The sequence below is a fragment of the Grimontia sp. AD028 genome, assembly GCF_000973155.1.
Taxonomy (GTDB): Bacteria; Pseudomonadota; Gammaproteobacteria; order Enterobacterales; family Vibrionaceae; genus Enterovibrio; species Enterovibrio indicus.
In genome coordinates, this window is sequence record NZ_LASY01000016.1 from 135,760 (window position 1) to 151,375 (window position 15,616).

The 15,616-nt window shown below is 50.3% G+C and carries 16 protein-coding genes; 10 read left to right on the plus strand and 6 right to left on the minus strand.

Annotation, left to right across the window (positions count from 1 at the left end):
* Positions 1–32: 32 nt before the first annotated feature.
* From RN22_RS03985 to paaK, 6 genes are all read right to left on the minus strand, one after another.
* Entirely contained in the window at positions 33–368 is a 336-nt protein-coding gene (locus RN22_RS03985) for a DUF3088 family protein (RefSeq protein ID WP_046303176.1), read from the minus strand.
* Between the two features lie 235 nt (positions 369–603).
* Positions 604–981 carry a hypothetical protein gene (locus RN22_RS03990; RefSeq protein ID WP_046303177.1) on the minus strand — a complete coding sequence of 126 codons (378 nt, stop codon included), beginning with the start codon at positions 979–981 and terminating at the stop codon, positions 604–606.
* Between the two features lie 164 nt (positions 982–1,145).
* Positions 1,146–1,721, minus strand: a complete 576-nt coding sequence (locus RN22_RS24465; protein ID WP_052737487.1) for an MltR family transcriptional regulator — start codon at positions 1,719–1,721, stop codon at positions 1,146–1,148.
* Positions 1,722–1,988: 267 nt separating this feature from the next.
* Positions 1,989–2,585 carry a phenylacetic acid degradation protein PaaY gene (locus RN22_RS04000; protein ID WP_046303178.1) on the minus strand — a complete coding sequence of 199 codons (597 nt, stop codon included), beginning with the start codon at positions 2,583–2,585 and terminating at the stop codon, positions 1,989–1,991.
* Between the two features lie 24 nt (positions 2,586–2,609).
* Positions 2,610–3,539, minus strand: coding sequence for a phenylacetic acid degradation operon negative regulatory protein PaaX (gene paaX / locus RN22_RS04005; protein ID WP_046303179.1), 930 nt, complete (start codon positions 3,537–3,539; stop codon positions 2,610–2,612).
* A 147-nt stretch (positions 3,540–3,686) separates the two neighbouring features.
* On the minus strand, positions 3,687–4,973 hold the full coding sequence (paaK, locus tag RN22_RS04010; protein ID WP_046303180.1) for a phenylacetate--CoA ligase PaaK: 1,287 nt from the start codon (positions 4,971–4,973) through the stop codon (positions 3,687–3,689).
* A gap of 243 nt (positions 4,974–5,216) precedes the next feature.
* Here paaK and paaZ point away from each other — a divergent pair, with 243 nt between their 5' ends.
* From paaZ to RN22_RS04060, 10 genes are read left to right on the plus strand one after another with little or no spacing between them, the layout of a single operon-like run.
* Entirely contained in the window at positions 5,217–7,265 is a 2,049-nt protein-coding gene (paaZ, locus tag RN22_RS04015; RefSeq protein ID WP_046303181.1) for a phenylacetic acid degradation bifunctional protein PaaZ, read from the plus strand.
* A 2-nt stretch (positions 7,266–7,267) separates the two neighbouring features.
* A complete protein-coding gene (paaG, locus tag RN22_RS04020; protein ID WP_082111349.1) occupies positions 7,268–8,071 on the plus strand; it encodes a 2-(1,2-epoxy-1,2-dihydrophenyl)acetyl-CoA isomerase PaaG in 804 nt (267 codons plus the stop codon).
* Between the two features lie 2 nt (positions 8,072–8,073).
* A complete protein-coding gene (paaI, locus tag RN22_RS04025) occupies positions 8,074–8,517 on the plus strand; it encodes a hydroxyphenylacetyl-CoA thioesterase PaaI (RefSeq protein WP_046303182.1) in 444 nt (147 codons plus the stop codon).
* The gene (pcaF, locus tag RN22_RS04030) at positions 8,514–9,716 is read left to right on the plus strand and encodes a 3-oxoadipyl-CoA thiolase (protein ID WP_046303183.1); all 1,203 of its coding nucleotides are present in this window, start codon (positions 8,514–8,516) and stop codon (positions 9,714–9,716) included. Before paaI ends, pcaF begins: the two co-directional genes overlap by 4 nt.
* Positions 9,717–9,746: 30 nt before the next feature.
* Entirely contained in the window at positions 9,747–10,715 is a 969-nt protein-coding gene (paaA, locus tag RN22_RS04035; RefSeq protein ID WP_046303184.1) for a 1,2-phenylacetyl-CoA epoxidase subunit PaaA, read from the plus strand.
* Positions 10,716–10,726: 11 nt separating this feature from the next.
* Complete coding sequence (gene paaB, locus RN22_RS04040; RefSeq protein WP_046303185.1) at positions 10,727–11,014, plus strand: 1,2-phenylacetyl-CoA epoxidase subunit PaaB; 288 nt, start codon at positions 10,727–10,729, stop codon at positions 11,012–11,014.
* A gap of 12 nt (positions 11,015–11,026) precedes the next feature.
* The gene (gene paaC, locus RN22_RS04045; RefSeq protein ID WP_156168166.1) at positions 11,027–11,785 is read left to right on the plus strand and encodes a 1,2-phenylacetyl-CoA epoxidase subunit PaaC; all 759 of its coding nucleotides are present in this window, start codon (positions 11,027–11,029) and stop codon (positions 11,783–11,785) included.
* Positions 11,786–11,788: 3 nt separating this feature from the next.
* Complete coding sequence (gene paaD, locus RN22_RS04050; protein WP_046303187.1) at positions 11,789–12,328, plus strand: 1,2-phenylacetyl-CoA epoxidase subunit PaaD; 540 nt, start codon at positions 11,789–11,791, stop codon at positions 12,326–12,328.
* A 15-nt stretch (positions 12,329–12,343) separates the two neighbouring features.
* Entirely contained in the window at positions 12,344–13,441 is a 1,098-nt protein-coding gene (gene paaE, locus RN22_RS04055; RefSeq protein WP_046303188.1) for a 1,2-phenylacetyl-CoA epoxidase subunit PaaE, read from the plus strand.
* Positions 13,442–13,465: 24 nt separating this feature from the next.
* Positions 13,466–15,550 carry a 3-hydroxyacyl-CoA dehydrogenase NAD-binding domain-containing protein gene (locus RN22_RS04060; RefSeq protein WP_046303189.1) on the plus strand — a complete coding sequence of 695 codons (2,085 nt, stop codon included), beginning with the start codon at positions 13,466–13,468 and terminating at the stop codon, positions 15,548–15,550.
* Positions 15,551–15,616: the final 66 nt, after the last annotated feature.

Sequence of the window (15,616 nt, forward strand, 5' to 3'; positions counted from 1 at the left end):
CGGATAATAAGGCGGCTCTTGTTGTTGAACCATTAGTGCTTTTCAGGCAGGTCAAAACGTTCGATAAAGTACTGGATGATGTCATCGGTCTTATCAATATGACGCATACCCGTATGTGCTGACACCGAGAACTTCTCCGACCCAAACTGGTCGCCTTCATTTAAGACCAGATTTGGACAAACTTGATTTGTCTCCCCCAAAAATACCGGGAGATCGCCACGTGGCTTCTGGAAGTCGACATACCTAACTTCTACGTTATGGCGGATTTCTGGAAACATCGCCATCAATCCTTCAACCCGCATACAGTAAGGGCAGAAGTACTTTTTCCCACCGTCGTTAAAGTCTCGCTTAAGCAAATACAAAATCATGATCGCCTTCCTTGGTAACAGCCTAAAAAAACCATAATATGTATTTTTTGCATTTTGTTTCGAATCAAAACTGATAATCATACCAAGTCGCGCTGGGTGTGAGGGTTAGGTTGCGGCTTAAAGGCGAACATGACAGAAAGAACTAGATGGTTTTGTTAGAGAGGATTGGCTGCTGACGCAGCCAAAAGAATGCTATTGCCTATTGACCGGAGAAGGGCTCATATGTGTTAGCTGTTCAATACACCTTACTAAGGCCTTGCCGCCATTCTGGTTGACCGTCCTCAAATGCCCAGTACGTTTCCATTCTCACTATTTGATGCAAAGAGAATGTAAACACACTCGTTGCATAAAAACTGTTCGGCCACGATGGACTCGTTACATAAACAATGCTTATGACTCCCTCCGAACCAGTATTTTCTACATGCCTGATTTCAAACGTCCAATCTTTGCCAAATATTTCATTTACGGCAATAAACTCTTCAACACTCTCATAGTATTCACGGCTTGTCGGCCAGACTATTTCCAGTTTTTCGCTAAATAACGGTCTAGAGCCCTCATAGTCACCTGAGCTAAATTTTGACCAAAGTGTTTTTACAATTTCAACTTTATCCACGCTACATCCCTCCTACGCGAATTTCTTGTGACAGCTAACGCCCGCTTAAGTGGTGAGCAACGCAATACCGATGCTTCCGCATACCACCTAAATCACTAAGCTTACCGCAAAACACAAATGCCACGCGTTGCGAATCCGTCTTGAAGCGTTTGTTATGGCGCAACTCACAGCGACTTGCTGACTAACCCAACAAAACCTGCATTCTCTGGTGGCGGAGTGTCATTGGTGTTGTACCAAGTTGAGTCTGGAACCCATTGCTTTGGCACTCTTTGTTCTTTAGCAACCCACTCAGGACGATAAAACAACCTTAGAACGATGCATACAATCGCGTTAATAAGCCGAAACCTTGCTGTTTGCCGCTCCTTCGGCATACCATCAGGTAAAGGAGATTTGAGGCTAGTACACAAACCTTTTATTTTCTCATCGTCAAAGGTGAGTCCATGTCGAAGATGGGCAAACTGATTACGTATTTTGCGAATAATTTGAATCTCTTGATACTCAAATTGGTCTATTAATCCAAGCGAAAGGCATAATTCAACGCGAGAAGATAAGTCCCCAATGGGTGCATTAGCGCCAAAGAGCAGATTTTTGGTCGACTTACCCCCAACGAAAAATGACTCCAGTGTTTTTGACAGCTTTTCATCAATGAGAGCAGCACCAACCAAAGGTAACCCTCGATCAGTCTCACTTTGGAGTTCGGTTACAAACTCACCCAAATCTACAGCATGTTCTAATAACATATTTCTCCTTGAGCCATAACAGTGTATTAGAAGACAAAATGTCGGAATAAAACACGACACTTTGTCTTTTAATAACAATGGCACTGATTCTATCACTGACTAACGGGTTGTTTTAAAAGAAAATTATCGAAAATTGAAAAACTGTGACGAACCAAAAGGACTAGGAGTCCCTTTTGTTGCATAGAGGTAAGAAGGTTTAATTCTGTTTGTAAAAGCAGTGCTTAACAAAGCGACAAAAAGCCCCGCTTTTTCTCGCTTACACAGTTTCTAATCCGCAAACTTCGGCTTGATGCTTTCATCAATCACCATCCGCTTTCGGTCTGCTTCAACCGTTTTTAACGGCTCTACTTCCTGCATGGTCGCGAGACAGCGTTCGGTGAGTTCTATATAGCCATCCGTGCCTAGACTCTTCCAGGTCACTTCTTCCTCTCGAAGTTCACGAATGACTTTGGCAGGGCTGCCAAGGGCGAGCATTTTTGAGGGAATTTTCTGTTGGGAGGCAACAAGGGAGTGAGCGGCGACGATGCTATGGGCACCAACCACCGCGCCGTCCATCACCACCGTATTCATGCCAATTAGTGCGCCTTCTTCAATAATACAGCCGTGTAAGATGGCGCTGTGTCCGATATGACCGCGCTCATGAACCACGACATCGATACCAGGGAAGGCGTGAATCACACAGTTGTCCTGCACATTGGCGTTGGCTTTGATGTGTATCCGGCCAAAATCGCCCCGCAAGCTGGCAAAAGGCGCAATATAACTGCCCCGCTCTACAATGACATCACCGATTAAAACCGCTTCCGGGTGAACATAAGCACCCTCTTCTACCACAGGCGAAATACCGTCCAATGCATAACAGGGCATGACTACTCCTTAGTCTGTTTAGTGTCAGTTCAGCGTGATGCCTCCGAAGCGTTCACAGAACTGTTTATCTGCTTTTGGAAGAGGCCCATCCGCCGCGCGGGCAACAGCATCGACGTGTTGCTCGGCCGGATACGCCACCAGGTTGTAGATATTGTGTGTCAATGTTCGTGCCGCCTTACCTGGCCAGTTTCCCGGCAATAACTCTTCGGGTAATGGCGGGTATTTCAACAGCGCACGACGATAGATATGAATCAGCAGTGTGCGTACCTGAAAGGCTTGTGCAGGCTCCAGTTGCTCACCGTTTTCCAGCAACGACAGAACTGGCCTGAACTGGCTGAGTAGGGTATGAAACCTGCCTTCCACTTCTTCCAGTTGCCACAGCTTTGCCACCAGCGATTTCAAGTTGGCTTCGTTACCTTCCGAAAGGTCACAAGAGGAGGCTTCGAACACCAGTGCTTTATCGTTCAGCGCATGTTTGCTTAATAACTGTCGTGTCGCATCTTTGTCTGCGCGCGGATACAGCATGACGGAGGTCGAAAGAATTGCATAACCTGCCGACTCCAGTTGCTTTCTTGCCTCCATCAACTCACTGCCACTCAGTGAGGGCAAGGCGATCATCTGCCACTGGCGGTTCCACTCAGCATCATGTGCACTGTATATCCGCTCTTCCGCTGCCGTGAATCGGTCCATCGCTTCTTCCGTGACGTGATAGAAACTGTATCGACCACTGCGTTCAGCCGTCAGCCAGCCATCTTTGACCAAACGAAACACCGAAGTTCTGACAAACCGGTCAGAGACATTGAACACACTTAACAGCTCAATCAGGCTGGAAAGACTGATTGAGCCACCGCGACGGGCAAGGATGTCACCAAAGACCGTCATGATGAGCGAGGTGCCGCTGACCGAGTCAGCGGCGAGAATGTCAGAAAGCAGCTTCCCTAATTTTTGGTTCATACGTTTTTATCCATAAACATAGCGCTTTGTTATTTTGTACCTTCAGGGCACTTAGCTTCATGTTACACAATCACAACAAAACAGCAAAAATATGAATCTGTTAATTAGGGTCTGTCGCGTTCTTGCATCGATTCTCTGTTACCGCTTCTATCGCTTATCGATCACTCGCTTGGCTTTGCCCTCTGAACGCGGCAATACACCGGCCGGCACTACTTCCACTTTGGATGAAATACCAATAAAGGTTTTCACTTTGCCTGCCAGCTCATTCGCCAAACCATTTAACTGAGAACCATGAACTTCAGGTTGCTGTTCCACCCTTATTGTCACGCAGTCCATATTGCCCTGCTTAAACAGCTCAATCAGGTAATGGGGCGCCAGGCCACGGGTATTACAAATTTGTTCTTCTATCTGGGTGGGGAAAACATTCACACCTCTAATAATCAGCATGTCGTCGCTGCGACCGGTGATTTTCCCCATTCGGCGCATAGTGCGCGATGTGCCGGGCAGAAGGCGGGTCAAATCACGGGTACGATAGCGGATAATTGGCATCGCTTCTTTGGTGAGACTGGTAAATACCAACTCCCCTTCCTCGCCATCTGGCAATACTTCGCCGGTTAACGGGTCGATAATTTCCGGATAGAAATGGTCTTCCCAAATGGTTGGGCCATCTTTGGATTCCACACATTCCTGCGCGACACCAGGGCCAATCACTTCAGATAAACCATAAATGTCTACCGCATCCATCGACAAGCGACGTTGCATCTCTTCACGCATGGCTTCTGTCCAGGGCTCTGCACCAAAAATACCTACCCGCAGGGCAAGTTTTTCTGGATCCATACCCTGCCTCGCCATCTCATCGGCGATGTTAAGCATGTACGAAGGCGTCACCATAATGATGTCTGGGTCAAAATCCCGAATCAGCTGAACTTGCTTCTGGGTTTGGCCGCCACTCATTGGAATCACAGTACAACCTAACCTTTCCGCCCCATAGTGGGCACCTAGACCACCCGTGAAAAGTCCATAGCCGTATGAAATATGCACTTTGTCTTTAGGTCTGCCACCCGCTGCGTAAATAGAACGAGCTACCACGTTCGCCCACATATTTACGTCGTTTTGTGTGTATCCCACCACCGTCGGTTTGCCCGTCGTACCACTCGAAGCGTGAACGCGAACCACCTGCTCCATTGGCGTACAGAACATGCCGAATGGGTAGTTATCGCGAAGGTCAGCTTTTGTGGTCATAGGGAACTTACTGAGGTCAGACAGTGTTTTCAAATCGTCTGGATGGACACCATGGGCCTTGAATTTCTCGCGATAAACCGGCGAGTTTTCATAGACGTGGTTCAACGTGTTTTTAAGACGTGATAGCTGAAGTCCGCGTAACTCATCAATGCTGGCATTTTCAATCGCGTGCATCCCTACCTTACTGCTCATCTTGCTCTCTCCTTTCAAGGCTTTACTTCCAGCTCCATCGCTTTTCAAGGTTCGCCTCTTAAAGCGTAGTCGCCAATTCGATTATTTATTCATGTTACACATTATTGATCATTTACATTTATTGTGTATCATAAAATTTAACCATTCATAAACATTTTTATTAAACCTCGACAACAATTGACCGCTTTCGCAGGGATTGATTTGGGTCGAACGCAAATGCGAACACGTAGAAGGACACGTGACATGAAGGCAAAAAGTTTTGTTTACGGCGCATGGCATGAAGGAGCTGCAGAAGGGGTTTCTGTTGCCAATGCCATCACGGGAGAACCGATTTGTTCTGTCAGCTCTGACGGCATTGATTTTGCGAAAGTAGTGCGATTTGGCCGTGAAGTAGGTGGCCCTGCGCTACGCGCGATGACCATTCATGAACGCGCAGAAATGCTAAAGGCTTTGGGTTTGAAGCTACTGGATAACAAGAAGCGCTTTTACGATATCTCTCAATGGACGGGGGCGACCAAAGCTGATAGCTGGGTTGATATTGAAGGTGGTCTTGGCACTATGCTGAGCTACTCAAGTATTGCCCGCCGTGAACTGGGCAATGAGCCTTTCATCGTCGAGGACAAAGCCCAGCCACTTTCTGCAGATGGTTCATTTGTTGGCCGGCACATTCTCACACCAAAACCCGGCGTTTCAGTTCACATCAATGCCTTTAACTTCCCTTGCTGGGGCATGCTGGAAAAAATTGCTCCTAGCTTGATCGCAGGCGTGCCCGTGATTGTTAAACCCGCCACACAATCGGCTTACCTGACGCAAGCGATGGTCGAGGATATGGTCGGAAGCGGTCTCCTTCCTGACGGCTCCCTGCAACTTATTTGCGGAAGCGTGGGCGATCTGTTGGATCAATTGAGCGAACAGGACAGCGTCACTTTTACTGGCTCAGCTTCTACCGGCCAGATGCTTAAAGTGCACCCGAATATCGTTGCCCATAGCATTCCATTCAACATGGAAGCAGACTCGCTGAACTGCAGCATTCTTGGTGAAACGGTGAGTGAAGACGATCCAGAGTTCGATCTTTTCATCAAAGAAGTCGCAAGGGAAATGACGGTCAAGGCGGGCCAGAAATGTACGGCCATCCGTCGCGCACTGGTGCCACGCACCAAAGTCAACGCAGTGAGTGAAGCGCTTAAAGCGCGCCTTGCCCGCGTGGCGATGGGCGACCCTTCTATTGAAGGCGTCAAAATGGGTCCTCTGATTGGTAAAGGCCAGCGGGATGATGTGGCGGCTCAGGTCAACAAGCTTTGCGAGCAAAGCGATGTGCTGCTCGGCGGTAACGACGCGGTGTTGGAACTTGTCGGTGACCATTGTTCTCAAGACGCTTTTTATCCGCCGACCGTGCTGCTCTCCAAAGCACCAACCGAAGAGGGTTCTGTCCACAGCGTAGAAGCATTTGGTCCGGTTTGTACGCTATTGCCTTATGACGACATTTCCCAAGCGGTTGCCATTGCTTCACTGGGTAAAGGCAGTCTGGTGGGTTCAGTGGTGACCAACGATGCATCAGAAGCATCAGAGCTTGTGCTGAAAGCAGCCGCCTACCATGGCCGTATGCTGATCCTGAACCGTGACAATGCCAAATCCTCAACCGGACATGGTTCGCCGCTCGCGCCGCTTGTTCATGGTGGCCCCGGACGCGCTGGTGGCGGTGAAGAGTTGGGTGGCGTCCGTGCCATCAAACACTATATGCAGCGAACCGCGTTGCAGGGTTCACCCACCATGCTGACCGCGATTACCCGCGAGTACACCGCAGGCGCTGAGAAAATCCGAACGCCAGTACACCCTTTCCGTAAGTACTTTGATGAACTGCAAATTGGCGAAAGTCTGACCACGCACAGACGCACGGTCACTGAAGCTGACATCGTGAGTTTTGGCTGTCTCTCGGGCGATCATTTCTACGCCCACTTCGATGAGATTGCCGCGAAAGATTCACTGTTTGGTCAGCGCGTGGCTCACGGTTACTTTGTTCTTTCAGCAGCCGCAGGCTTGTTTGTCGACCCCGCGCCAGGTCCGGTACTTGCCAACTACGGCTTAGAGAATCTGCGCTTTATTGCTCCGGTCGCGATTGGCGACACCATTCAGGCGGACATTACCGTGAAGCAGAAGATCAAGAAAACCCGCCGCCCGGATGAGGAACGCGCAACGGGTGTGGTGGTGTGGGACGTATTGGTACGCAACCAGAATGACGAGACCGTCGCGGTGTACGACATCATGACTCTGGTCGAGCGTCAGGAGGGTTAAATATGAAGAAGCCAATAAACTTCATCACCATACTTTTCACCGTCCACAATGGTGTCGCGACCTTGGTGCTGAACCGACCGGATTCGCTCAATAGCTTCAATGCACAAATGCATGAAGAAGTGAAAGCTGCCATCAGAGAAGTGCGTGAAAACAGTGAGATCCGCTGTTTGCTCATCACGGGTAATGGCCGGGGCTTTTGTGCCGGACAAGATCTGAATGATCGCGCCGTGAATGACGCCAGTGCCCGCGTTGATTTGGGCGAATCTGTCGAGCGCAATTACAACCCATTGATTCGCGCCATCAGCACGCTCAATGTTCCCGTGATCTGCGCCGTTAACGGCGTAGCCGCTGGCGCTGGTGCCAATATCGCCATGGCTTGTGACATTGTCTTTGCTGCCCGCTCTGCAAGCTTTATTCAGTCTTTCGCCAAAATCGGACTGATCCCGGATTCCGGCGGCACCTGGAACCTTACCCGCGCACTTGGCCTGCCAAGAGCAAAAGCCTTGGCGTTGCTGGGTGAAAAGCTTCCGGCAGAGCAAGCCGAGGCTTGGGGAATGATTTGGCGCTGTGTTGACGATGAAGCCTTGATGGAAGAAGCCAATGCAGTAGCAGAAAAACTCGCCAGCCAGCCGACTCTTGCCCTCGCCAATATCAAACGTCTGTTGAATGCATCGTTTGCCAACACGCTCGACCACCAGCTTGAGCTGGAGAAAGAGACTATGCGTAACCTCGGCTATTCAAAGGATTACGCCGAAGGCGTGGCTTCATTTCTTGAAAAGCGTGCACCGCAGTTTAAGGGGGAATGAGCATGGATGCGGACCAAATAGCGCAAGCCTGCGCGCGGCACATGTTCAGTCATGACAGTGTCTCCCGCACCATGGGCATGGAAATCGTGCACATGGCCTGTCGGCAGAGTGAAGTCACCATGCGCGTCACCCAAGAGATGTTGAACGGTCACCAAACCTGTCATGGCGGCCAGATTTTTAGCTTGGCGGATTCAGCATTTGCTTTTGCCTGCAATTCAGAAAACGAATCTGCCGTGGCCTCTGCCTGCTCTATCGATTTTCTACGCCCCGCCAAAGAAAACGATGTGCTGACTGCAAGGGCGCATGTCATGCATCAAGGCAGAAGAGCTGGCATCTACATCGTCAATATTACTAACCAGAACCAGGAGCTTGTCGCCATTTTCAAGGGCAACTCAGCACGCCTGAACCAAGCCGTACTCCCACCAGATCAAAGGAGTGATTCATGAAGCATGCTTATATCTGCGATGGCATTCGCACCGCATTTGGCCGCTACGGCGGCACGCTCTCCGCAGTGAGAGCCGATGACCTGGGCGCAGTACCTATTCGCGCTCTGATGGAGCGTAACCCGCAAATTGATTGGTCCCAGATCGAAGAAGTCTTCTATGGCTGTGCCAATCAGGCCGGTGAAGATAACCGCAATGTGGGCCGCATGAGTGCCCTTCTGGCAGGCATGCCAGATTCTGTCCCCGCCACCACCATCAACCGCCTTTGCGGTTCAGGTATGGACGCTGTCGGGACAGCAGCCCGCGCCATTGACTGTGGAGAGATTGAACTGGCGATTGCCGGCGGCGTGGAATCCATGTCCCGCGCTCCCTTTGTGATGGGCAAAGCGCAAACCGCTTTTTCCCGTCAGGCGGAAATCTTCGATACCACCATTGGCTGGCGTTTTATCAACGACAAAATGAAGAAGCAATACGGCGTCGATTCTATGCCTGAAACAGCAGAAAACGTCGCGGAAGATTTTAAGGTTAACCGCCAAGATCAAGATGCCTTTGCCCTTCGAAGCCAACAACGTGCCGCCAACGCACAGGAAACGGGTGTATTCGACGCTGAAATCACACCCGTGATGATCCCACGCCGTAAGCAAGAACCGCTTTGTTTCGAGAAAGACGAACACCTTCGCGCTACCACTGCTGAAGCACTGGCGGGATTGCCCACGCCTTTTCGTGAATTTGGCAGCGTCACCGCTGGCAACGCATCAGGTGTGAACGATGGTGCGGTAGCCCTGCTGCTCGCATCAGAAAGTGCCATTGAGAAACATGGGCTCAAACCCCGTGCCCGCATTCTTGCCATGGCAACCGCTGGCGTACCACCTCGCATCATGGGTTTTGGCCCCTCTCCAGCAGCCAAGAAAGTGCTGAAACTGGCGGGTCTGACCCTCGATGACATGGACACCATCGAGCTCAACGAAGCGTTTGCCGCACAGGCGTTAGCAGTAACCCGCGACCTTGGCCTGCCGGATGATTCACAGAAAGTGAACCCCAATGGCGGTGCTATCGCGTTGGGTCATCCTTTGGGTGCCAGTGGCGCACGACTTGTGCTTACCGCCCTAAACCAACTTGAACGCACGCAAGGCAGATATGCCCTTTGCACCATGTGTATTGGTGTCGGTCAGGGCATCGCCCTCGTGATTGAACGTGTTTGACTTTCTGCACCTGAAAACGGAGCAACAACAATGAAAAAACTAAGACAGGAAGCCCAGGAAAAAGCACTGCTGGAAGCCTTTCAGCAGAAGATTGATCGTGAAGAAAAGATCGAACCAAAAGATTGGATGCCGGAAGCCTATCGCCAGAACCTGATCCGTCAAATCTCGCAACATGCGCATTCTGAAGTGATTGGTGAGCAACCGGAAGGTAACTGGATCACCCGCGCGCCGTCGCTGCGTCGCAAAGCCGTGCTGCTCGCCAAGGTACAGGATGAAGCGGGCCATGGCTTGTATCTCTACAGCTCTGCCGAAACGCTCGGAATCAGCCGCGCAGAAATGATCGAAGCACTGCAAACCGGAAAAGCGAAATATGCCTCTATCTTCAATTATCCCACCCAGACCTGGGGCGATATCGGGGCGATTGGCTGGCTGGTTGATGGCGCGGCTATCTGTAATCAGGTTTCCTTACAGCGCACCTCATACGGCCCTTACTCACGCGCCATGATCCGCATCTGTAAGGAAGAAAGTTTCCACCAGCGTCAGGGCTATCAAATCATGCTGGCACTCGCCAATGGAAGCGAAGAGCAGCGCCAGATGGCACAAGATTCACTCAATCGATTTTACTGGCCATCACTGATGATGTTCGGCCCGCATGATGCAGAGTCCGCGCACTCAGCACGTTCAATGCAATGGAAAATAAAACGCGAAACCAATGACAGTCTTCGTCAGAAGTTCATTGACCAGACCGTGCAGCAAATTGAGTTTCTTGGGTTGGAACACCCAGACAAAGCGATTAAATGGAACGATGAACGCGGCCATTACGACAGCGGCGAAATCGATTGGGAAGAATTCTACAACGTGATTAATGGCAACGGACACTGTAATCGCCAGCGTATTCAGCACCATGTGAACGCTCACGAAGAAGGTGCCTGGGTGCGTGACGCGCAGAATGCGCACGCAGAGAAAGTCAAACAACGTCAACAACATGCTGTGGCTTAAGGAGAAGCGCTATGACTCTGGAAAATCTCGAACTGTTTGAAGTCTTTGTTCGCGGTAAGCGCGGCCTTGACCATAAGCACGTTGGTAGTCTTCACGCGGAAGATGCCGCCCACGCTCTGCATTATGCACGAGACTGTTACACGCGCCGAAGTGAAGGTGTGAGCATTTGGGTGGTTCGCTCGGCTGATATTTCTGCCTCACAGGAAGATGACAACGAAGCTTTCTTCGACCCGTCAGACGACAAACCATACCGCCATGCCACCTATTACCCACTTCCGAAAGAAGTCGGCAACATGTAAGGAGGCATGAAAATGGAACAACAACAAGATTTGCTCCGCTACGTGCTGAGCCTTGGCGATGACGCATTAACGCTCGGACACCGTTTATCCGAGTGGGCGAGCAATGGGCCTTTTCTGGAAGAAGACATTGCACTGGGTAATGTTGCGCTCGACTACATTGGCCGTGCCCGCATGTTTTATGGCTATGCCTCAGAACTGACCAACGGTGAGAAAAGCGAAGATGATTTTGCCTTTCTTCGCGGAGAGCGTGATTACATCAATCACCTCATCAATGAGCTTCCCCGCGGGGATTTTGCGTTCACCATGGCAAGGCAACTTATCGTCGACATCTACAGCCAACTGTTTATGACCCAGTTGCTGGAGTCCAACGATCCTGTGTTATCAGCCATTGCCCATAAGTCGATTAAAGAAACCCGTTACCACCTGATGCGCAGCAAAGATTGGGTCATCAAACTAGGGGACGGCACTGAAGAAAGCCACCAGCGCATGCAGACCGCCTTCAACGATTTGTGGGGTTATATCCCAGAGATATTTGAGCCGGACGACACAGAACAGCGATTGGTTGCCGCCGGCATAGCCGTGGATACTTCAGCTCTTAAAGCCAGTTTTGACGCACAGTTAAGCCGCGTTTTGGAAGAAGCCACGCTTGAGCTTCCGGCTGATGAATGGGCAGTGCGTGGAGGCCGTAAAGGCTATCACACGGAACATCTCGGTCATTTGTTAGGCGTGATGCAAAGCGTACACCGTGCTTATCCCGGTTGTGAGTGGTGAAGTATGGAAACCATCCCAGTAACACCACATGCCCGGTTTGAGCGGGTGAGGATGCGGGCAGAGTCTACGCTACCAGACGTTTGGCAATTGCTGGACGAAATTGCTGACCCTGAAATCCCGGTGCTTTCTATTTGGGATATCGGGATCCTACGTAATGTCAGCGAACAGGACGGTAAGCTCCTTGTCACCATCACCCCCACGTATTCCGGCTGTCCGGCGGTGGAGACGATCAAGGAAGATATCCTGACTCTCCTGTCTGAAGCCGGTTATGGCAGCGTTGAAGTCAAAACCGTGCTTTTCCCTCCTTGGTCAACCGACGACATGTCAGAGTCTGGCCAACGAAAGCTGAGGGAATATGGTATTGCGCCGCCCTCAGATGCACCTGATAGCTGCCTTCGACTGACGCCCGAGCAAGGAGTGCGCTGCCCTCACTGCGGCTCATCAAACACAACAAGGATCAGCGAATTCGGCTCAACAGCCTGTAAAGCGCTATTCCGTTGCGAGAGCTGTCATGAGCCTTTCGATTTCTTTAAATGCTTGTAGTAAAGGGAATTGACCATGAGTGAAACCAATTTCTATTCATTAAAAATAAAACATACGCAATCCCAGACTGACTCTGCTTTGTGCGTCACTTTCGATATTCCTGACACGCTGACTGAGACATTCCGCTTTGTTCAAGGGCAGTTTCTCACATTGCGCGCCAACATAGATGGGGAAGAAGTACGACGTGCTTACTCGATTTGTTCCGGCGCCGATGAAGGCCTGTTACAAGTCGCGATCAAACGCGTGGATGGCGGTAAGTTTTCCAACTTCGCCAATGACACGTTTGAGGCAGGTCTTACGGTTGATGTCATGCCGCCACAAGGCAGCTTCTATACAGAGCTGAATGCATCTAACCAGCATCATTACATGTGCATCGCCGTCGGAAGCGGGATCACGCCGATTTTGTCGATCATCAAAACCGTACTTTCTCAGGAGCCCAATAGCCGTATCACCTTGATTTACGGCAATCGTCAGAGCAACACCATGATGTTCGCTGACACCCTGGGTTATCTGAAAAACCGCTACATGACCCGATTCAGTTGGATAAACATCATGAGCCAGGAAGATCAGGGCTCAGACCTGTTATCCGGCCACATTGACGTGAAGAAAGGTGCCGCACTGCAAAAACATCGCCTGATTGATATCAACAGCACCGACCATGCCTTTATCTGTGGCCCTGAATCCATGATGGCGGAAGTCTCCAGAGGGTTCCGTATTGAGGGGCTTTCTGATGACCAAATTCACTATGAGCTTTTCTCCTCATCGTCTGAAGATGCGCAAGTAGCGCTGGAAAAAGCCAAACAGCGTGTCGCCAACTATGGCGAGGAAAAAATGAGCAAAGTGACCGTCACCGCTGATGGGCGCTCTATCACCTTCAAGCTGGCGACTGTGGGTGAAAACATTCTCGATGCAGGCATCGAGAATGGCATGTCACTCCCCTATTCATGCAAAGGCGGTGTTTGCTCCACCTGTAAAGCCAAGCTGGTGAAAGGAGAAGTCGAGATGGATATCAGCCACGGCCTTGAACAACACGAGATCGATGCAGGTTACATCCTGACTTGTCAGGCGCACCCTCTTACTGATGATGTGACCGTTGACTTCGATCAGCGATGATTTCGACCAAGGATAGGAAAAATTATGCTTCTTTCTGACACCGTGAGTCTTCTCATTGAGGATGGGGTTGGGGTAATCCGGGTAAACAACCCACCGGTAAATGCCCTCTCCCATTCAGTACGGTCTGGCATTTTGGCCGGACTGGAACAGGCAAATGCCAATCCAGATATTTCCGCGATTGTGATTGGTTGTGACGGCAACACCTTTATTGCCGGCGCTGATATCAAAGAGTTCGGCCAAGTGCCCAAAACACCTCACCTTCCTGATGTGTTGCAGGCGATTCGAAACAGTGTGAAACCCGTGACGGCTGCACTTCATGGCACCGTGCTTGGCGGCGGTTTCGAATTGGCGCTGTCCTGCCACTACCGGGTTGCCATGATAGGCACAAAGGTTGGCTTGCCCGAAGTGAACCTCGGCCTTATACCGGGTGCCAGCGGCACTCAGCTTTTACCCCGTTATGTAGGTGTAGAGAAGGCCCTTTCCATGATCACGTCCGGCAAGATGGTATCGACAGATTCCCTAACGGATCTTATCGATATGAAGGTCGATGACGGCAGTTTAGGACAAGCATCTTCACCGCTACCCGAGCACGCCTCTCTGGTTAACCAAGCAGCGACTCTTTTCTCCCAACGCACAGCTAACGATGTCTTTGTTGCACCGGACAAGCGGGATATTCCGGATTCTTTCGAAGAGAATATCTTCGAAAACTGGCGTAAAAAGCTCGCCAAAAAGGCCAAAGGTCAGCTCGCTCCTCAAAGAGCCATTGATGCCATTGAAGCCGCGACTAAGCTCCCCTTTGACGAAGCCTTGGCCCTGGAAAGAACCCTTTTTCTGGCCTGCCGGGATTCCGAACAATCCAGTGCCATGCGCTATGCCTTTTTTGCTGAAAAACAGGCAGCTTCCGGCTATGCCAAATCGACGTCTGACGACGATATTCAATCGGTCGCCGTCATTGGTGCAGGCACAATGGGCGCCGGTATTGCCATCGCTTTTGCAAATAGTGGTTACAGCGTCACTTTAGTGGAAACCAATGAAGATCTGTGCGTCTTGGGTTTAGAGCGCATTCGTCACCAATATCAGAAAATGTATGAACAAGGCCGGGTATCAGAAACGCAAAAAGAACATGCCCTCTCGCTGATTTCTGGCACCAGTGATTATGGCAACCTTGCCAATATTGATTTGGTGGTCGAAGCAGCATTTGAAAAAATGTCAGTGAAGAAGATCATTTTCTCTTCTTTAGATGCCGTTTGTAAGCCGTCGACCATCTTCGCGACCAATACCTCCTATCTGGACATTGACGAGATAGCCACCTCTACCACCCGACCCGAGCAAGTCATCGGCATGCACTTTTTCAGCCCCGCTAACGTGATGAAACTGGTTGAGGTGGTCAAAACCCGTTCGACATCCGAACAAGCTGTCAGTGCAGTCATGAAGACCGCCAAGCGATTGGGCAAAGTACCGGTTTGTGTTGGGGTTGGCTTTGGATTTGTTGGCAACCGGATGTATGCCGCTTACGGCCGGGAAGCCAATATGCTATTGCTGGAAGGCGCAAGCCCGGAACAAATAGATTCGGCGATGGAATCCTGGGGCATGGCGATGGGACCGTTGGCAGTGAACGATATGTCCGGTATCGATATCGCCTACAAAGCGCGCCGCGAGTACCCACCGATTTACGATGATCCTGCTTACTTTCTCGCAGCCGATACCATGGTTGAACATGGACGACTCGGCCGAAAAACGGGTGTGGGCTTTTACCGTTATGAAAATGGTAAGAAAACCAATGACCCAACAACAATGGCACTGATTGCTATTGAAGCAGAACGTTTAGGCATTGAAGCCAGAAGAATCAGTGATGAGGAAATTCAGAACAGACTGGTGCTTGCATTGGTCAATGAAGGGGCAAATTTATTAGAAAAAGGAATTGCCAGAAACAGTGAAGATATAGATACCATTTGGCTAAATGGCTACGGATTCCCCCGTTTTCGAGGTGGTCCAATGTATTACGCTAAAGCAGCAGGAATAAGTAACACGATTGAAAGTATCCATTCTCTTTACCGTGAAACAAATAAAGTGTGGTGGCAACCTTCTCGTCAATTAGTCGCCATTTGACCCCATCTATTGCTCTATTTCTGCCATTGTCCCCGCATTAATTCGCGGGGTCTATACTCAAACAAC